General features: G+C 35.3%; 20 protein-coding genes and 2 riboswitches. Of the genes, 19 read left to right on the top strand and 1 reads right to left on the bottom strand.

Going from position 1 to position 19836, the window contains the following annotated elements; translation table 11 throughout:
- Positions 1-198: 198 nt before the first annotated feature.
- The 9 genes from FSZ17_RS11550 to FSZ17_RS11515 all read left to right on the top strand — a co-directional run bounded on the left by FSZ17_RS11550 (position 199) and on the right by FSZ17_RS11515 (position 9405).
- The gene (locus FSZ17_RS11550; RefSeq protein WP_057770508.1) at positions 199-2766 is read left to right on the top strand and encodes a DEAD/DEAH box helicase; all 2568 of its coding nucleotides are present in this window, start codon (positions 199-201) and stop codon (positions 2764-2766) included.
- A gap of 82 nt (positions 2767-2848) precedes the next feature.
- Positions 2849-3487 carry a spore coat protein gene (locus FSZ17_RS11545; protein ID WP_057770506.1) on the top strand — a complete coding sequence of 213 codons (639 nt, stop codon included), beginning with the start codon at positions 2849-2851 and terminating at the stop codon, positions 3485-3487.
- Between the two features lie 427 nt (positions 3488-3914).
- Entirely contained in the window at positions 3915-4100 is a 186-nt protein-coding gene (locus FSZ17_RS23370) for a hypothetical protein (protein WP_057770504.1), read from the top strand.
- 56 nt (positions 4101-4156) lie between these two features.
- Positions 4157-4990 (top strand): FAD binding domain-containing protein, encoded by an 834-nt coding sequence (locus FSZ17_RS11540; protein ID WP_057770502.1) that lies wholly within the window; start codon positions 4157-4159, stop codon positions 4988-4990.
- A gap of 24 nt (positions 4991-5014) precedes the next feature.
- On the top strand, positions 5015-5479 hold the full coding sequence (locus FSZ17_RS11535; RefSeq protein ID WP_057770721.1) for a (2Fe-2S)-binding protein: 465 nt from the start codon (positions 5015-5017) through the stop codon (positions 5477-5479).
- Positions 5480-5571: 92 nt separating this feature from the next.
- Positions 5572-6081, top strand: coding sequence for a DUF3189 family protein (locus tag FSZ17_RS11530; protein ID WP_082625200.1), 510 nt, complete (start codon positions 5572-5574; stop codon positions 6079-6081).
- A gap of 434 nt (positions 6082-6515) precedes the next feature.
- Positions 6516-7184 (top strand): inositol monophosphatase family protein, encoded by a 669-nt coding sequence (locus FSZ17_RS11525; protein ID WP_057770498.1) that lies wholly within the window; start codon positions 6516-6518, stop codon positions 7182-7184.
- Positions 7185-7617: 433 nt separating this feature from the next.
- Complete coding sequence (locus FSZ17_RS11520) at positions 7618-8214, top strand: hypothetical protein (protein ID WP_057770496.1); 597 nt, start codon at positions 7618-7620, stop codon at positions 8212-8214.
- Between the two features lie 285 nt (positions 8215-8499).
- On the top strand, positions 8500-9405 hold the full coding sequence (locus tag FSZ17_RS11515; RefSeq protein WP_057770719.1) for a DUF1002 domain-containing protein: 906 nt from the start codon (positions 8500-8502) through the stop codon (positions 9403-9405).
- Positions 9406-9690: 285 nt separating this feature from the next.
- Here FSZ17_RS11515 and FSZ17_RS11510 read toward each other — a convergent pair whose 3' ends face one another.
- Positions 9691-10047, bottom strand: coding sequence for a hypothetical protein (locus tag FSZ17_RS11510; protein WP_057770494.1), 357 nt, complete (start codon positions 10045-10047; stop codon positions 9691-9693).
- 145 nt (positions 10048-10192) lie between these two features.
- Here FSZ17_RS11510 and FSZ17_RS11505 point away from each other — a divergent pair, with 145 nt between their 5' ends.
- The 10 genes from FSZ17_RS11505 to thiD all read left to right on the top strand — a co-directional run bounded on the left by FSZ17_RS11505 (position 10193) and on the right by thiD (position 19831).
- The gene (locus FSZ17_RS11505; protein WP_057770491.1) at positions 10193-11227 is read left to right on the top strand and encodes a Delta(5) desaturase DesA; all 1035 of its coding nucleotides are present in this window, start codon (positions 10193-10195) and stop codon (positions 11225-11227) included.
- Positions 11228-11534: 307 nt separating this feature from the next.
- On the top strand, positions 11535-12671 hold the full coding sequence (locus FSZ17_RS11500; protein ID WP_057770488.1) for a sensor histidine kinase: 1137 nt from the start codon (positions 11535-11537) through the stop codon (positions 12669-12671).
- A complete protein-coding gene (locus tag FSZ17_RS11495; RefSeq protein ID WP_057770485.1) occupies positions 12668-13267 on the top strand; it encodes a response regulator transcription factor in 600 nt (199 codons plus the stop codon). The genes FSZ17_RS11500 and FSZ17_RS11495 overlap by 4 nt, the downstream gene beginning before the upstream one ends.
- A 250-nt stretch (positions 13268-13517) precedes the next feature.
- Entirely contained in the window at positions 13518-14585 is a 1068-nt protein-coding gene (locus FSZ17_RS11490) for a branched-chain amino acid aminotransferase (protein ID WP_057770482.1), read from the top strand.
- 113 nt (positions 14586-14698) lie between these two features.
- Positions 14699-14804, top strand: a riboswitch (TPP riboswitch).
- Positions 14805-14879: 75 nt separating this feature from the next.
- Positions 14880-14971, top strand: a riboswitch (TPP riboswitch).
- 289 nt (positions 14972-15260) lie between these two features.
- Entirely contained in the window at positions 15261-15950 is a 690-nt protein-coding gene (gene tenA, locus FSZ17_RS11485) for a thiaminase II (RefSeq protein WP_082625199.1), read from the top strand.
- An 18-nt stretch (positions 15951-15968) separates the two neighbouring features.
- Positions 15969-16715, top strand: a complete 747-nt coding sequence (locus FSZ17_RS11480) for an ABC transporter ATP-binding protein (protein WP_057770475.1) — start codon at positions 15969-15971, stop codon at positions 16713-16715.
- Complete coding sequence (locus tag FSZ17_RS11475) at positions 16702-17469, top strand: ABC transporter permease (RefSeq protein ID WP_057770473.1); 768 nt, start codon at positions 16702-16704, stop codon at positions 17467-17469. Before FSZ17_RS11480 ends, FSZ17_RS11475 begins: the two co-directional genes overlap by 14 nt.
- Before the next feature lie 24 nt (positions 17470-17493).
- The gene (locus tag FSZ17_RS11470; protein ID WP_057770470.1) at positions 17494-18504 is read left to right on the top strand and encodes an ABC transporter substrate-binding protein; all 1011 of its coding nucleotides are present in this window, start codon (positions 17494-17496) and stop codon (positions 18502-18504) included.
- A gap of 30 nt (positions 18505-18534) precedes the next feature.
- Positions 18535-19056, top strand: coding sequence for an energy coupling factor transporter S component ThiW (gene thiW / locus FSZ17_RS11465; RefSeq protein ID WP_057770468.1), 522 nt, complete (start codon positions 18535-18537; stop codon positions 19054-19056).
- A complete protein-coding gene (gene thiD / locus FSZ17_RS11460; RefSeq protein WP_057770465.1) occupies positions 19025-19831 on the top strand; it encodes a bifunctional hydroxymethylpyrimidine kinase/phosphomethylpyrimidine kinase in 807 nt (268 codons plus the stop codon). Before thiW ends, thiD begins: the two co-directional genes overlap by 32 nt.
- Positions 19832-19836: the final 5 nt, after the last annotated feature.

Below are 19836 nucleotides of genomic sequence, written 5' to 3'. Positions count from 1 at the left end.
GAGATTATTTAATTCTAGATAAATAATAAGACCGATTTATCATTTTGTCAACAATATTTTCTAAAAATAAAGTCAAACTTCAATTGAGCTAATCAGTAAAGAATTTAGTTCTATCAACGTTATTATTAATGATTTCTCAATGCAAGTGTTACAATAAATAATGATTCTGGAAATATATAAGCTAGAGGGTGTCTGGACATGAACCAATTGAAAATAACTTATCGAAATGCAGTGGAGTCAACAAAATCAAAGATTATAGATGATTTATCCAAGTTTCTAGGTATGAAAGAATGTATTCCTTCTTTTGAAGAGTATATTAAAAATAGAGGTAATTATGTTAATCAAATCTGGATAAACGTTTGGTTAAATAAATCAACAAGTATTTCCAGAATAGAGAAAAAGATGTTTTTAAAAAATATGGGCTATGAAACAGAGCATATTGATCGTAAAGTTCTTGATCATCTATTTCGAACTGAAATGCGTACATACATGCCATTCGATGCTAAAGAATGGCTGAACGGTATTTGGAATACGAATAATTTTAATTTGGAGCTTCGATATAAGGAAGCGAGAGAGAAGTTTCTGCAAAAGAAAGAAGAAGATCGTATTCAAACAGCACTGCAAAACCTTCAAGATGAATTAGGTGAAGAAATTATTTCCTTGATTGAGAAAAATGAGGATCTGCTTTATCTATATGTTAGGCACTTCGTATCTTTTCAATTTCAAAAAGATCTTAACACGAAACAGAGATATCAATTAGTAGACACATTTGCACTCGAAGAAAAGTTAAATGTGTTAGGTAGATTTGAACCAGACTTGTATCAAACTTTATCTGATTTTTTTGATGAGCTAACAGGGGACATCCGTAAAACGAGAAACAGGAAACGAACATCTTTTGAATATGAAACTTATTATTACCATTATGAAGATCTGGTAAGCGATTATCTTTCAGATATCCTCCCATCAATAATAATCAAGCAAATACCTGCAAGCTATTACAATAACGAGCAAAGCAGCTTATCAAAGGAAACTGTTAAAGCCTTAATGGAGGAAATCATAATTTATGAATGTGAGTATTTAGCAAACAGCTTTATTCAAAATTTACAACATGAATTCATTACAGATTTATTAAAATTAGCCAAAATCCCTTTCGATCCAGAAAAACATAATGAAATTTTACTCAATGATCTTTCGGAAAGAGAGAGGATAAGGGCAGAAGAGCTTGCTGAAGTTGAACGTAAAAAAGAAGAAGAAAAACGGATGATTGATGATATTTTCGGGCAAGAATATCAGCCATCTGTAGAACGAAATATTCGATATGTTCTACATATCGGTGAAACAAACACAGGAAAAACTCACCGTGCGCTTGAAAAAATGAAGGCTGCACAAAGCGGATTATATCTCGCTCCACTTAGACTGCTTGCTCTCGAAGTATACGATAAACTTAATGAAGAAGGTACTTTATGTTCATTAAAAACAGGGGAAGAGGAAAAGCTTATTCCAGAAGCTCGTCATGTATCAAGCACAGTGGAAATGTTTCATGAGAAGGATTTTTATGATTGTATTGTAATAGACGAATCACAAATGATTACTGATAAAGATCGTGGATTTTCCTGGTATAAAGCTATAACAAAAGCAAATGCCGCTGAGGTACACATTATAGGAAGTCAAAATGCAAAAGAAATGATCCTGCAGCTACTCGGAGAATCAAATATTGAATTGAATGAGTACCACCGAGACATTCCATTAGAAGTCGAAAAGAGAGAATTCAAATTTAGCCGAGTTGAAAAAGGAGACGCACTCATTTGTTTTTCTAGAAAGCGCGTTCTTGAAACAGCCTCAAGACTAGAAAATTCTGGGCATTCCGTTAGTATGATTTATGGCAGCATGCCACCAGAAACTAGGAAAAAGCAAGTTCATCGGTTTATTAAAGGCGAGACATCGATCATAGTAGCAACAGACGCTATCGGTATGGGGCTTAATCTTCCAATCCGTCGCGTAGTTTTTCTTGAAAATGAAAAATTTGATGGAGAGAAAAGAAGGGTGCTCACATCTCAAGAGGTCAAACAAATTGCTGGACGTGCGGGCCGTAAAGGGATCTATAATGTCGGAAAAGTAGCATTCACTTCCAACATCAATAGGATGTGGAACCTTCTCATTTCTGAGGATAAGCCTATACGAACATTCGCAGTTGCCCCAACGAGTATAGTTTTCGAACGTTTTCAAAACTATTATCGAGATCTCGAAAAATTTTTTGAACTGTGGGAGAAATTTGAAAGTCCAAAGGGCACAAAAAAAGCAGCCCTTTTGGAAGAGAGAATCCTATATGAAAAGATTCGCGGAACAGATATAGAAGCTAAGTTTTCCATTAACGATCTATATTCATTTTTGCATCTCCCTTTTTCTAAAAAGGAACCAGATCTTATTTGGCAGTGGGAAAAAACGATGTATGCCCTTATTCATAACACCGAATTACCTGAACCCCAAATAAAGAAACGAAATTTAGAGGAATTGGAACTTACTTATAAGGCAATTGGACTTCATTTATTGTTTTTATATCGTCTAGATCGGAGAACAGAGGCAATTTATTGGGAGCGAATCCGTGAAGAGATTAGTGACCAAGTCCATACCAGATTAAAAACAGACGTCAAAAAATTAGCAAAAAAATGCCGCAGCTGTGGAAAACAGCTTCATTGGGACCATAAGTTTCAAATTTGTGATCCTTGCTTTGAAAGAAAATACCAAAAAAGCTATTTCAAATATTAAAAGGCCAGAAACTTAAATAGGAATAATTAATAATTTTTTTCACAAAATAAGGGGTGATTTTTAATATTAAGGAGGTATTTTTATGATGAATCAGCAAGGTCAAATGCATCAAAATATGCATACTGGTATGGTACCACCTCAACAAAATCACGGTGGTCATGAAGTATTTGATGTTCATGAAGTTCTTTCAGGAACGATTGGTACGTTAAACTTGTACACTATGCTACGTCCAAGTGTGAAGGATCAAGAGCTGCAAACCATTCTTGACCGCCAATATCAATTCATTCAATCGGAATATAATACGACGGTAGATTGTTTTAAATCCGGTCAAGATCCGTCTGTACCTACACAAAGCTATAAAATGACACAAGATAATGATTTTGTATACGGAATGCAACCATCTCAGCCAAAGAAACCACTGCAATCAACTTCTGAAATTACGGACGAATGTATATCTGGCTTAATGCTTGGTTCAATAAAGGGTGCAGCAGGCTCTAAGGCCATGGCTGCACTTGAGGTGACAAATCCTGTAGTAAGACGTGTAATCGCTGATTCTATACCAAACTGCATAGAAATGGCGTATGAATTGTCAATCTACCAAAATAAACATCATTACTATCAAGTACCACAGCTTGCTCAGCAGGATATGCAGCAGCTATTAAATGCCTATGCACCAGCACAAATGAACGGGCAAATGCCAAATCAAAACCAGACACATTAAAATGAGCAGGCACTTTAATTAATAATTTTGAAGACTCCGATATGAATCGGGGTCTTTTTTGTGACTGCAGGCACTCGCTTTCCGCGGGCGGTCCGGGAGCCTCCTCGTCGCTATCGCTCCTGCGGGGTCTCCCTTTGACTCGCTTCTCCCGCAGGACGTTGAATAATCTTCCTCGAATAAACACCGCACGAGGGAAATGCGAATGCATTTTCGAGGATCTCGTGCCTTCCGCTTCAATCAACAACAAAATAGCAATTTCCACACTGAACTTTAACACGACCTTATAAAGAATTCATAATTGAGCTTTGCTTTATTACAGAGGAATAACATTTTTTCTCTATTTGATTCATAAATTTAATACCGTGGTATAGAACATCGTAATAACTCTTCAGCAAGTTATCGGGTTATGAAGAGGATGAATTCCATAATGGAAACGATAGGGAAAGGTTATTATCGAAAGGAATCTTATGAAAAAGTGACTGGTAAAGCAAAGTATACGAATGATTTTGAAACGAGAGGTATACTTCACGCAAAAATGCTTGAGCACGGATTACTTGGAATGCCAGCCGCCCTAGGAAATAGTCTATCAACATCACTTTCTGTTTCCTATTAACTATTTGCCAATCATTCCAGAATTACTTTGGAGGATTAATGAAGGAGGTGTTCCCGATGTTAACAACTGATATTGAATACTATCAGCCAAACAGCTTGAATGAAGCCATTGATTTATTTTTTCAATTAAAGCATGCAAATAAGCAGCCTCTTTATTATTGCGGAGGGACAGAAATCATTACACTTCATAGATTAAACCTAATACGCACAGGAGCAATTATTGATATAAAAAATATTCCTGAATGTAAGATCTTCGAATTAAATGATCATTTTTTAATAGCTGGAGCAGCCATTCCATTAACTTTTCTAGAAGAAATAAATTATTTTCCTCTACTAAGAAAGACTTCAAGAGGGATAGCAGATCACACTGCACGTAATAAGATTACTTTAGGAGGAAATATTTGTAGTCAAATCTTTTATCGTGAAGCATTATTACCTTTTCTTTTAGCGGATAGCTATGTAATTTTGGCTGGTTTAGACGGGGTGAAAAGCCTCCCAATTCATACGGTTTTTAATCAAACACTTAACCTTGTTGAAGGACAATTTCTAGTACAATTACATACAGAGAGAAGTTATTTATCATTACCGCATTACACTATTAAAAAGAGGCAGCAATGGGATACAGGATATCCATTGATAACGTTTGCCGCTCTTAAAAAGGATGGTCAATTAAGAATTGCTTTTAGCGGATTATGCCCCTTCCCATTTCGCTCATTAGAGGTTGAAAAAGAGTTAAATAATCGGCAATTGCTTATTGATGAAAGAATCATGAATGCTATTAAATATTTGCCAAGCCCAATCCTAAATGATGTTGAAGGCTCTAAAGAGTATCGATTATTTGTTTTAAGAAATACATTGAAGGATATTTTAATAGAATTGGAGGCGGAATAAGTGGCTTTTTTACCTTTAAATAATATCAGTGTCAGTCTTGATATTAATGATGAAATTTATCAAACGGAAATAAGGCCATTTAGCACTCTATTAAGTATTCTCCGTCTTGAGTTAGGGTTGACTGGTTCAAAACCAGGCTGTCTAAATGGAGATTGTGGTGCATGTACAATTATTATGGATGGACTTCCATATAAATCTTGCATAATACTAGCTGTAGAAGCGGCAGGACGGAAAATAACAACCATCGAAGGGCTAAAAAATGCACCAATACAAACTGCATTTATTGAAAACTTCGCATTTCAATGCGGATATTGTACACCTGGATTTATTATGAATTGCCATGCCTTGATTTCAAAATATCAAAATCCTTCAAAGGAGACAATAAAGGAATGGCTGGAATCGAATATTTGCAGATGCACAAGTTATGAGGAAATCGAAAAAGCAGTTTTATCAGTCATTCATAACGGAGTGGAATCAAGAAAAGAGTAAGTTAACATACGCTGGATGTTTGAATAATTTTCATATTAACAGGAGATTATAATAATATTCATAATTTAGCTTTTAATAAAAGGATGATCCTGTTGATTTATATATATAATGATTTCGGTGGAACTCATACAACAGCACTAGCTGCGTCTTATCATTTACAAATTCTTCCTGAAAATAGAATACTTACGAAGGAAGAAATATTAAATGTACCGTATTTTAATAAGCTAAATAAATCCGACGCTGGAAAGTTTATTTTTCATGGAACTGACGAAGGTGGAAATTCGGTATATACTTTAGGAAGAAGATCGTCTAAGCTTGTTGTGCCAACATTAAAAAACCTTTGCAATTTATTTGAGGATAAATTTCAAATAGATGAAAAAATTATTTTTTCAAACACTTCACCAACTGTTCCTTTTGCTATGACAATGGGGGGATTTTTTTCAAGAGGATTAAAAATCGACTTTATCGGAGTTCCCTTATTAGTTTCTGGTGCTAAGAAATCCTGCTTAAATGTACATAAGCTTGTTGAAAGGACAAAACAAATCGGAAACACCACTAATTCGAATGTAACTGTCATTGAAAATAAAAACTTTCAGGCGTAAAAGAACAATTTACAGGATGAAAACAGACGATTCGATTTAAAGACTTATTAATAATAAGAGTAAAGATAGTAAGGATTGATTATCCCTACTATCTTTTTTTATCTTTAAGTATAAATTAAAAATATATGGTAACAATTGATAATTTATGATGGTTTTAGAACATAAGTTCCAAAATAGACTTTCTTCTTGTTGGAGGAGGACGTAGCCTCGGTGCGAGGACAGCACTCCGCAGAACGAAAGTTCGAGGAGCTTGACTTTAAGTAAAAAATACATCGATATGATACAAGCTAGAGCTGAACGAGAAGTTTCCTCTAATTGATTTGTTTAAGTTAAAAGGTTTTCATCAATAATTGTTGAATAATTCATCTTGAACAGGTTTTATAGTATCTCTGGATTGTCATGGAATGACTTTTACTCTTGGGGAGGATTAATAATTGATAGATTTAAACAAATTAGATGAATGGTCTAACTTTGCTGAAAAAATGGTTCATGCTGCTGGTAAAAAGGTCGTTGAACTAAAAAGGGAATCCCTAATTGAAATGACGTATAAGAAGGCTGGAGAACTAGTAACATCAGCAGACCTAGCTTCTGACCAAATCATTCGTGGTGCAATTGAAAAATGTTATCCTGAACATCGTATTCTATCCGAAGAAAATATCACAAAAGAAAGTGAAAAAGAAACCTTTAAAGGTCCTCTTTGGATTGTTGATCCATTAGACGGTACTGTCAACTATTCAAAAAATCTTCCACACTTTGCAATCTCTTTAGCATTTGCCATTGATGGAGTCGTTTTGGTGGGAGTTGTTCACTCTCCAGAACTGAATCTTACTTTTATTGGGATTCGAGGTAAGGGTGCATTTTGTAACGGGGAAAAAATTGGGGTTAACAGAGTAAAAACATTATCGAATTCAGTAATTGGCACTGGTTTTCCACATGATAAAAACCAGTTAAAAAATGCAATTACAAGAGTAAATATTCTTGCCACTCATTGCCGAGATATTCGACGTTTTGCCTCACCAACTTTAGATATATGTTATGTAGCATCCGGATTACTTGATGCACATACTGAAAGTTTAGCCCCTTGGGATGTAGCTGCTGCTTGACTAATCGCACGTGAGGCAGGAGCAAAAATTGGACATGTTGGAAAAGTCTCAGAAAATACTCCTTTGGAATTGTACGGTGAAGAAATTGTTTATGCTACCCCCGGTATCTTTGAAGATCTCCTAACCTTATTACGAAAGAAATAATATTATACTTACCTTATTCAACTAAAGCATGCTTTAGTTGAATAAGAAATTTTGAAAAAAGCCTGTATCAATGATTACTTGGTAATCTAAGATACAGGCTTTAACTATCGCTAACTTATTGTATATATATATTTAAACCGAATTGTCTTTTTTTATTTGCTATTTCTACGAAAAACAAGCAAAATAAAAGAAAAAAATCAAATTAATGTTAATGAGTTATAGAAGGTAGGTAAAAAAAAGCGAAATCTGCAAAGAAAAGACGATCAACTGTTAAATAAGGAGAGGTAAAATGCTAAAGAAAAAACTTCACGAATATTTTTCAAATGAAATAGCAAATTCCAAATTAATCGAGTCTTATAAAGAAGAAATTGCCTATGCAAAAAAGCATAAGCTTCTCGAAGAGGATTTTACAATAATAGAAAAAGAGGAAAGCTTACGTTTTACTGATGCGTATATTGAACGGTATGATAAAGAATCGGAAGAATTGCTTGCTGAAGAATCTTCTAATTTTTTGGATCAGCCCATTTCTTATCTAAAAAACCAAATAAAAGAATTTATTTACATAGAATCTAAGTGGTTCGATCTCATTGGAGCCGATTCTGTTTGTATAGAAGTAGATGATGTTTTCGGAACTTATGAGGTCATGTTAGGCTTAAAGCTGCAAAAGAAGTATGAAAGCAAGTTAAAAGCAAAAATTAATGAGGGATTAAAAGGGGAAGTTAAATACAGTCTACTATTTAGCCAGGCAGATGGCTTATGGGAATTAAATCTTGCCTTGAATGGTGTAGAGGGATTTAATGAAAAATTGTCAATTAATGAAGCTTGTAGATTAATTTATCTTTATCTATTTAAGCTTTTGGAAGCTGTAGAAGAAGACATGCAATAAGAATTATTCCCGATAGTATAACAAACTTTAACAGACCTACGAAAGGTCTGTTTTCTTTTATCTATAGGTTTAATGTGCTTATGATAGATTATTTATTAGCTACGACAATGACAAAAGATAAACTAATCATTCGCCAGAAAAACTCGACGCTCAACAGTAAAGATGCTAAATATAGGACGATATAAGAAAAATGTGATAAAATTTCTGAAAGTGCAATATGCATTATGTAAAATTGTTTTTTCATGACAATTTATTTTTAATTGGAGAGTGTAAATTTTGAAACAATTGATGAAATGGATAGCAGTTGTGTTTACTTTGATTCTAACTTTGAATTTTGGAACAAATGCCAATGCGTCGAATGGGGATAGTAATGAAGAAGGCATTAATGAAAAATTTGGTATGCCTATCGTTGTGTATGGTGAAAAATTATCAGCAAGTCAAAAGGAAGAAGTGCGTAAATTATTAGGGGTAAAGGATACAAGCAAAGTAACGGAGATAACCGTTAACGGAGACGATCTTGTGAAGTATATTAATGGTGACCGTCGTGCAAATATGTATTCATCGGCAAAAATTACAAGAAAAGAAGCAGGAGAAGGACTTGTTGTTCGACAAGTTACACCTGAAAATATTACCGAAGTGACAGATGAAATGTATGCCAATGCACTCCTAACCGCTGGAATTCAGGATGCTGTTGTTGAAGTCGCCTCACCAGTAAAAGTCTCGGGCCATTCTGCCTTAGTCGGAATATATAAAGCATATGATGAAGGAAATGGAGAAGGGCTAAATACTGAGCATACAGAGGTAGCGAATGAGGAGCTTAGCTTGGCAACTCAATTAGCTGAAAAAGAAGGCATGAATCAAGATAAAGTAACCGAACTCTTAACCGAAATCAAGAAGGAAATCGCAGCTCAAGATCCTGCTACAAAGGAAGAAATTGAACAAATCATTAATGAACAATTACAAACGCTTGAAATTAAATTAAGTGATCAAGATCGTCAGCTCCTAATTGATCTATTTGAAAAAATGCGCTCACTAAACATCAACTTTGATAATGTACAATCTCAGCTTGAAGACATTTCAAAAGATATAAAGCAGCGCATTGATGAAGCCGTTGGTGATAAAGGCTTTTTACAAGCTATTGGTGACTTTTTTAAAAATTTATTTGAAAGTATAAAAAGTTTATTCTCATAAGAATTCGGCCCCCATGATACATGGGGTTTTTTTATTGGCCATGTTAAAGCTCAGTGTTGAAATTGCTATTTTGTTATTGATTGGAGCGGAAGGCGCGAGATCCTCGAAAATGCATTCGCATTTTCCTCGTGCGGTTTTTATTCGAGGAAGATTATTCAACGTCCTGCGGGAGAAGCGAGTCAAAGGGAGACCCCGCAGGAGCACTCTTCGACGAGGAGGCTCCCGGACCGCCCGCGATCGCTAAGTCTCTGCAGCGGAAATCAACTGGGAAGTTTAAGTAACCTTTTATATAAGCTCTGGGAATTTAATAGGTATGTATAAGCTATATTGATCCCGATAAGAACGATAAGCTACAATTTGCTTGTTTTCAAACTGTACATCAAGCTGTAGAATATAATCACTTTTAGTTTCTAAATGATAAAATATACCGTCCACTTTCAGATCGTAAAAATAATAAGTTCTGCCTAAAAGCTCTTTCTTCATTACCTTTGTATCGGAATGATTGCGGACGTATTCTGCAATTTGAATAACAGTTGCTGACGAGGTTCCCGTTAATGTATAAAATCTTTCTTTCAATTGTGCAGAGGTGGAACTTATAGCTGATTTTGTTTTATGCACAAGTTTGTCCATAAATTTGTTCATCTTTTTATGCCTCCAATATTTTATCTTTAATATTTTTATTGCCATACATGACATTTATCATGGTTTGAACATGACACGTATGCCTTCAAATGTCTTTTTCAATTCTTTATGATAAAAGAAAAAGTAGAGGAAGGATACCTTTAATATGACCAAAGAAAAGCAACTTCATTTAAGAAAGCAAATGGCGCCATATGAAAAGTCAAACACAAACTCTAGTATCATGCAAATTCTAAACACTATTGTACCCTTTATTATTTTATGGTTTTTAGCATATAAAAGCTTATCCATTTCTTATTTTTTAACAATTGGAATAAGTGTTATTGCTGCTGGTTTATTAGTCCGAATTTTTATCATCTTTCATGACTGTTGCCACTATTCCTTTTTCAAAAACCGAAAAGCAAATAAAATCCTTGGTACGATAACTGGGATTATCACCATTTTCCCGTTTAGCCAATGGCAGCATGAACATTCTGTACACCATGCGACAAGCAGTAATCTTGATAAGCGTGGCGTAGGAGATATATGGATGCTTACAGTTGAAGAATATATTTCTGCTTCTATTTGGAAACGCATTGGTTACCGACTCTACCGAAACCCTATTATCATGTTTGGTCTTGGCCCGATTTATCAATTCGTGATAAAAAATCGATTCAATAGAAAAAATGCCAGAATGAATGAACGGCTAAATACGTATATTACAAATGTTTCAATAGTTGCTTTATATAGCTTGCTTTGCATGACAATAGGATGGGAATCATTTCTTCTAGTGCAAGCTCCAATCTTTTTGATCTCTGGCTCTGCAGGTATATGGCTATTCTACGTTCAGCATACTTTTGAAGATTCATATTTCGAAGAAGATCAAAATTGGGAATATGTAAAAGCTGCTGTAGAAGGGAGCTCATTTTATAAGCTTCCAAAACCGCTGCAATGGATGACTGGAAGCATAGGTTATCACCATGTACACCATTTAAGCCCAAAAGTTCCTAACTATAAGCTAGAAGATGCACATAATAATACGCAGCCATTGCATAATGTGCCAACAATAACATTGAAAACAAGCTTACAATCACTAAAATTCCGACTATGGGACGAACATAATAAACAATTTGTTGCTTATAAAGAAGCTATTACGATCATGAAAAACCGGAAAGAAAAGCAACTTGTATCTAAATTCAATTAATTTACATTTATGAATGGCAAGGCTTAGCGAAAAGAAGCTCCTTGCCATTTTTTAACGCAGATTAACGGGCTGTACCACCCAATGATTGAAGTTTCACTTTATCGCAGATTAACGGGCAGTAAGACCCCCACTTCAATGATTCGAGTAAAACAATGACGAGTAAGTTGGGGTCAACTGCCCGTAAAGGCCCGATAAGTTCAACTAACAATCAGTGGGGGATGAGGAAAACCCCCACTGATTGAAGTTTCACTTTATGATAAAATAGCATTACAGAATGAATGGCAATTTTCAAATTAAAGAGGTACTTATGTTGAAAAAATATATTTCTTTTTTAAAAAGTTCAGGGATAACTCCATACATTTGGAGTGTTATTAGCATTTTGCCTTTCTATTTTATTTTTCAATCTTCTTCTACCATTGATATCATCATCGGAATTATACTTACCATACTTTTTTTTATCACATTACGTCTTGCATTCATTTCAAAAAAATGGCCTGTTTATTTATGGGCGTGTGTCCTAATTAGTATTTCTATAACAATGACGATTCTTTTTCAATTTGTGTATTTCGCCTTTTATATTGCCTACTATAATGGAAATATTAAAAACAGGATTGCTTTTTTTACTATTTATATTATTCATTTAGTATCTACAACCATTTCAATAAACTATAATCTCGTCATCAGGGATGAGCTATTTTTATCGCAATTGCCTTTTATCATTATTATTTGGATAAGTGTAATCCTTCTTCCTTTCAATATATATAATAAGAAAAAGCAGGAGAAGCTCGAAGCTCAGCTGGAATATGCTAATAAGAGAATTGCAGATCTTGTAAAACAAGAGGAACGTCAACGAATTGCAAGGGACCTCCATGATACTCTAGGTCAAAAATTATCACTTATAGGACTAAAAAGTGATTTAGCTCGCAAGCTCGTATATAAAGATCCTGAACATGCACGTAATGAAATGAAGGATGTACAACAAACCGCAAGGACCGCGTTAAATGAAGTACGAAATATGGTTTCGCAAATGCGAGGAATTCGTTTGAAAGAGGAAATCGTTCGTATTAAGCAATTACTAGAAGCTGCACAAATAAATCTAATCTGTCCTGAAGAAATAAAATTAGCAAATGTATCAATCTTTCTGGAAAATATTCTAAGCATGTGTATGAAAGAAGCAGTAACGAATATCGTAAAGCATAGTAAAGCTACAACATGCCTAATAAAAATAGAACAAACATTAAATGAAATTTGTATAACAATACAGGATAATGGAATTGGGATTCAAAATGATTACAGCCAAGCAAAAGGACATGGACTATTAGGGATTAAAGAGCGTCTTGAATTTGTGAACGGCAGTCTTGAAATTACTGTAAAAAACGGCACTACTATCATCATGAAAGTACCAAGCGTCATAAAACAGACAGATAAGGAGGAGATAAAATGATTCGAATTGTTATAGCAGAAGACCAACGAATGATGTTAGGAGCATTAGGTTCTCTGCTTAATCTTGAAGAGGATATGGAAGTAGTTGGACAGGCAAGCACAGGTGAAGAAGCAATTTCACTAGTCAAAAAATATCAGCCTGATATTTGTATTATGGATATCGAAATGCCAGAAAAAACTGGCCTTGAAGCTGCTGAAGAACTTAAAATAACAAACTGCAAAGTAATCATCTTAACAACCTTTGCACGAACTGGTTATTTCCAAAGAGCGTTAAAAGCAGGAGTTAGAGGTTATTTATTAAAGGATAGCCCTAGTGAAGAGTTGGCTAGTTCAATCAGATTTGTCATGTCTGGCAGAAGAATATTCGCTCCGGAATTAATGGATGATGTGTACAGTGAAGAAAACCCATTGACTGAACGAGAAAAAGAAGTACTTGAACTCGTTGCAGATGGGAAAAATACGAAAGAGATCGCCGATGAGTTAAGTATTAAGACTGGCACTGTGAGAAACTATATTTCTCAAATCATGGACAAGCTTGAAGTAAAGAATAGAATTGAAGCCGTTACTCAATCAAAAGAAAAAGGCTGGTTTAAGTAAGCGGTATAAATTGAAACGGAAAACCTTAAGTTCACCTGGAATTATAAATAGAGAAGGAAGAATTGTTATATAATTTAAAAAATATACAAAAACCTCTCGACAAATGCCTATTAATTGTCGGATAATTGTAATTACAATCACGAGATGAAATTATTTGAAAATATTAATTATCCTTTTTATAAGAAATTTTTTTTAGTGATTGGATTAACAATTTAAAGCGACAAAGTATATGAAGGCAGGGAGAAGTAGGATGAACGACTATCAAATTGAAATGAACCTAAGTCAATCAAGAAAACAAAAACCAGCATTTGACAATCTTCAGTTTGGAAGGAACTTCACAGATCATATGTTTATTATGGATTATACGGAAGGAAAAGGCTGGCATGATCCGCGAATTGTTCCTTATCAACCTATTACTTTAGATCCTTCAGCAACAATATTCCATTACGGGCAAACTGTTTTTGAAGGGCTAAAGGCATATCAAACAAAAGATGAGCAAATCCTTCTATTTAGACCTAATAAAAATATGGAAAGATTAAATCGATCAAGCGCTCGCTTGTGTATGCCACAAATTGATGAAGAGCTTGCTCTTTATGGTTTAAAACAATTAATTAATGTTGAAAGAGATTGGGTTCCAAATTTAGAAGGAACATCTCTTTATATTCGTCCTTTCATTATTTCAACAGAAGCACATTTAGGAGTTTCACCTTCATTAACTTATCAATTTATCATTATCTTATGCCCAGTTGGAGCATATTATAAAGAAGGCATTAACCCAGTAAAAATCGCAGTTGAAACGGAATATGTACGTGCGGTTAGAGGCGGAACTGGAAATGCGAAAACGGCAGGTAATTATGCATCTAGCTTAAAAGCTCAGGAAGTTGCGGGCAAATCAGGATATTCACAAGTATTATGGCTAGATGGAAAAGAGAATAAGTATATTGAAGAAGTTGGAAGCATGAACGTATTCTTTAAGATTGATGGAGAAGTTATAACGCCAGAACTTAATGGAAGTATTTTAGATGGAATAACCCGTGATTCAATTATCCTACTATTAAAGCATTGGAATATTCCAGTTAAAGAAAGAAAAATTTCAATTGAAGAAATCTATCAAGCAAGTAAAGAAGGAAAATTAGAAGAAGCTTTCGGAACAGGCACGGCAGCTGTCATTTCACCTATTGGAGAATTATTCTGGAAAGAGAAGCTTCTTGTTAATAACGGAGAAACTGGTTCATTATCAAAAAAATTATATGAGACCTTAACAGGCATACAAAATGGCTCACTAGTCGATCCATTTGGCTGGCGTGTATTAGTATAGAGAGCTGTTCGATACAGCTCTTTTTATATGGAGATTTTTTAAAAAAATTTTTACCTTCCTAATTTTTTTCCTTGCAATAATAATATTTCATGCTATGCTATTTATGAAGTTAATAAGTACACTAGGGGTGTCTGCATAAGACTGAGATGGAACAATCGTTCTTAACCCTTTGAACCTGATCTAGTTTATACTGGCGTAGGGAAGTGGCGTTTGGATAAAATATTCGTATGTTTATTTATCCCCACTCTTACGTTTTTGAGTGGGGATTTTTTGTTTTTTACAAATTCTATAGATTTAATCTACTAGGGGCGCCTTTAATGGCTGAGATAGAACCCTTTGAACCTGATCTAGTTCATACTAGCGTAGGGAAGTAGGTTAATTGAAAGATATATTTACTTCTTTCTTTAACCGCTTTCCAAAATGAAAGCGGTTTTCTTTTTTTTCTTCTGCATTTACTAAAGATGCAGTTTATCGCAGATTAACGGGCAGTAAGACCCCCACTTCAAGGTTGCCAGAGAATTAAAGAAACCTAAGTGGGGGATCAACTGCCCGTAAAGGCCCGATTGGTTCAACTAACCATCAGTGGGGGATGAAAGAAAACCCCCACTGATGGTTAGTTGAACTTTATTCCAGCTAGGCAAAATAAAAAACAATTTTTTCAGGAGGAGAATTAAAATGGAAAATGTTAAAACAAAGAAATTCACTGAAAGGCTATTTGAAAATGTAAAGCCAATATGGGAGAAAAATCATCAGCATCCATTTGTACAAGAACTTGGAAAGGGGACGTTAGATGAAGAAAAATTCATTCATTATATGAAGCAAGACTACGTTTATTTAATTGACTATTCAAAGCTTTTTGCGGTAGGAGTAATGAAAGCTCATGATTTAAATATGATGGGGAGTTTCGCACAAACCCTTCATGAGACACTTCATTTTGAAATGGAATTACATCGCCAATTTGCAGCAGAATTCGGAATTACCCGTGAAGAACTTGAAGCAACAAAACCTACACCTGTCAATTTAGCCTATACAAGATATATGTTAAATGTTGCCCAGAATGGCAGTTTAGCAGAGCTTGTATCCTGTTTACTTCCTTGTGCATGGGATTATTGGGAAATCGGCAAATTACTCAGAAAGCAATATGGAGAACATCTCTCAACAAATCGTTATGCTAAATGGATTGAAACATATGATTCGGAAGCATTTGGAGAAGGTGCAAAATGGTTAATTCAGCTGATGGATGAGCTTGCGGAAGGAAAACCTGAGCGTGAACTTACTATCCTTGAGGAGCACTTTCAAATGGCTTCAAAATATGAATACTTATTTTGGGATATGAACTATTACAAACAAGATTGGCCGATCTAAAAACAAGTTGGTGAAAAGATGACACTCGTGTTAAAAAATGTTTCCTATACATTTAGGAATGAAGCAAATCAAAAAAATAAAGTCATTTCTGATTTAAACTTGGAAGTGAGAAGTGGAGAATTTGTTTCATTAATTGGAAAAAGCGGCACAGGGAAAAGTACGATTTTAAAATTAATTACAGGCCTGCTTAAACAAGATGAAGGAGAAATCCTAATCAATGGAAAAGCAATCACACTTGGGGATGTTGGCTACATGCCACAGCGTGATCTGCTGCTCCCATGGAGAACAATTATAGAGAATATTATGATTGCATCGGAGATTCAAAAGAACTTGCAAATTACGAAAGAAGAAGCGCGAGACTGGCTTGACCGAGTAGGATTACTTGCTTATGAGAATGCGCTTCCGAATCAGTTATCAGGCGGAATGAGGCAGAGGGCGGCATTTTTGCGCGCTCTATTATCGGGAAAGGATTTGTTATTGCTTGATGAACCATTTGGTGCACTAGATGCACTAACAAAAAAAGAAATGCAATCATGGCTATTGTCTATTTGGCAAGAATTAAATAAAACGATTTTATTTATCACACATGATTTAGAGGAAGCATGTTTCTTAAGTGATCGGATTCTTTTATTACATCTGGATAAAACACTTGATGATATTCCTGTAAATCTGTCTCGGCCACGCCACCCTGAAATGCTGCACGAAATGGAGCTTATTACTTTAAGACATAATCTGGAGAAAAGGATTGCCCATGAAACAATTTAAACAATGGCTGCAAACATACAGTCTATTTCTCATTTTTTCCCTAATTATTTTTATTTTACTGGAATATCTCGTTCGATCAGAGCTCATTCCTGCCTTTATCATTCCGGCGCCGACGAGTGTAATAACTTCAATTATAGAAAATTGGAAGCCGTTATTTTTAGAGCATTTGCCCGCAACCTTGCTTGAATTTTTAATTGGTTTTGTCTTAGCAGTTGTTGGTGGAGTGGGATTAGCAGTGGGTATGTTTTTTTCAAAATTAGTAGAAAAAACTCTATATCCTGCGGTCTTAATATCACAGATGATCCCTATCATTGCGCTGTCGCCAATTTTTGTTCTCTGGTTTGGTTATACAATTTGGAGCAAGGTTGCTGTGACTATACTAATTTCTTTTTTTCCAATCGTTGTTGGTACATATGATGGACTTAAATCAAGTGATAAGGAATATATCGAATTATTACGTTCGATGGGGGCAACCCGCTGGCATATCTTCAAAAAACTCAATATTCCAATGGCAATGTCCTCTTTTTTCTCAGGGTTAAAGCTTGCAATTGTATATGCCTTAGTCGGAGCGACAATTGGCGAATGGTTAGGAGCAAGTGAAGGGCTTGGATATTACAGCCGTCGAATGTCAGGTAATCTAAATTCTGAGGGAGTATTTGCAGCAATTACCATACTTACTTTGCTTGGCATACTTTTGTTTGCAATCATTTCTTTTATAGAAAAACGAATTTTAAAATGGAAATATACAGATTAATTCACAGATGGAGTTGGACAAAAAATGAAAAAAATATGGATGAATCGTTTATTGATTGTAGTAATTGCTATCATGCTTGTTGGCTGTTCCGGAAAAACCGAGAGCAACAAAGATGAGAATAAAAAGGAGCTTGAAGATATAAGCATCATGCTTGATTGGTATCCGAATGCGGTTCATTCAGCAATATATGTTGCAAAGGAAAAAGGCTATTTTGAAGATGAAGGCCTAAACGTCAAGATTGAAATGCCTGCTGATACAAATGATCCTTTAAAGCTTGCAGCTACTGGTAAAGTAGATTTAGCGATTAGCTATCAGAACCAGCTATTAGTTTCAAGAGCAGAGGACATTCCTGTAGTCTCCATTGCGACACTTGTACGACATTCACTAGATGCAATTATGTATAAAGAAGAAAGTGGAATTAAATCACCTAAAGATTTAGAAGGAAAAAAAGTCGGCTACCCTTCAGCCTCTGTAAGTGAAGCAGTTGTTGCATCAATGGTGAAAAACGATGGCGGTGACATGAGCAAGGTAAAGATGACAGATGTTGGATGGGATTTAATGCCATCCTTAGCTACAGATAATGTAGATGCACTTATCGGTGCCTATATCAATCATGAGCAAGTACTTTTGAAAAAAGAAGGCTACAATATCGAAACTCTTAGTCTCTCAGATTATGGAGTGCCAGATAATTATGAGTTAGTTCTAGTAACAGGCGAAAAAACATTAGCAAAGAAAAAAGAATCCTTTGAAAAGTTTTGGCGTGCAGTAACAAAAGGCCATGAAACTGTAAAAAAAGATCCTGCAGCTGGACTTCAAATATTACTAGATCACGAAAATGAAAGCTTCCCATTAGATAAAGAAGTCGAAGAAGAAAGCTTACAAGTATTACTGCCATTAATGGAGGATCCAAAAATTCCATTTGGGTATCAGGAAGAAGCCGTATGGCAGGATGTTGCAGATTGGCTGTACGATTCGAAAGTAATTCAAGAAAAAGTTGATCCAAAGGATGCATTTATTAATATTGTTTCAAAGTAATTTTGGGAAATATGGAGGGAGATGAGATCTATGCAAAAAACTAAAAAGCTCACATTAACCGCAATCATAGCAGCGATCACCACTGTTTCAAGCAGCTTTGTTTATATTCCTATTGGTTTTGCAAAAATCTTCCCTATTCAGCATTTTGCTAATGTGTTATCTGCCGTGTTACTTGGGCCTTGGTATGCAGTTATTCAAGCATTTATTTCTTCAACATTAAGAAATATGCTTGGAACTGGCAGTCTGTTTGCATATCCAGGAAGTATGATCGGGGCATTTTTAGCAGCAATCCTTTATTCAAAAACAAGGAAAATTGGCTTTGCTGCTACAGGCGAAGTGATTGGAACAGGGATTTTAGGTGCACTAGCCACTTATCCTATTGCAGTTCTTATACTAGGACAGGATGCTACATTATTTGGATTTATCCCTGCTTTTACATTGAGTTCATTTACTGGAGCTATCATGGGATATGGATTATTAAAGGTTTTAGTTAGAAATAAAGCAATAGGAGGTATGATACATGAAAACAGCACTTACAATCGCGGGTTCTGATTCTGGTGGAGGGGCAGGAATTCAAGCTGATCTAAAAGTATTTGCTGCCCAAGGCGTATTTGGTATGTCAGTCATTACTGCAATAACTGCACAAAACACGGTCGAAGTGCGCTCTGTTCAGAATATCGAACTCTCTATCATTAAGGACCAAATCGAAGCTGTTTTCGATGATATTCCAGTTGATTCTGTAAAAATCGGAATGCTTTCTTCCGCAGAAACAGTTGAAGTTGTTGCAAATTCTTTAAAAAAATATAAACCAAACTTTATCGTACTAGACCCTGTAATGGTTTCAAAAGGCGGGCATCATTTGCTGCAAGAGGAAGCAATTGCCGCACTGAAAGAACAAATGATACCACTTGCGACGGTTATTACACCTAATATTCCGGAAGCCGAAGTATTAACTGGCATCCGTATTCAATCCGAGCAGGATCAGTTGGATGTGTGCAGGGCTATTAAAGTACTAGGGGCAAAAACGGTGCTATTAAAAGGCGGGCATCATAGTGGAGACCCAAATGATTTATTTTTCGATGGAACAGATTTTCATTGGATAAAAGGTGAACGAATTCATACAAAAAATACACATGGAACAGGATGTACACTTTCATCAGCGATTGCTGCTAATTTAGCAAAAGGAGTTTCTCTAAAAGATTCCATTGAAATTTCGAAAAGCTATATTACAACTGCAATCAAGCACAGTCTTAATCTTGGCCATGGTCACGGACCGACAAATCATTTTTATGAACTCTATGAAAAAGCAAATCTAGTAAAAGCCTAATCACT

This window comes from Cytobacillus dafuensis (assembly GCF_007995155.1).
Classification (GTDB): domain Bacteria; phylum Bacillota; class Bacilli; order Bacillales; family Cytobacillaceae; genus Cytobacillus; species Cytobacillus dafuensis.
The sequence above is the reverse complement of the archived record's forward strand: the minus strand, read 5'-3'. Positions and strand labels throughout refer to the sequence as shown.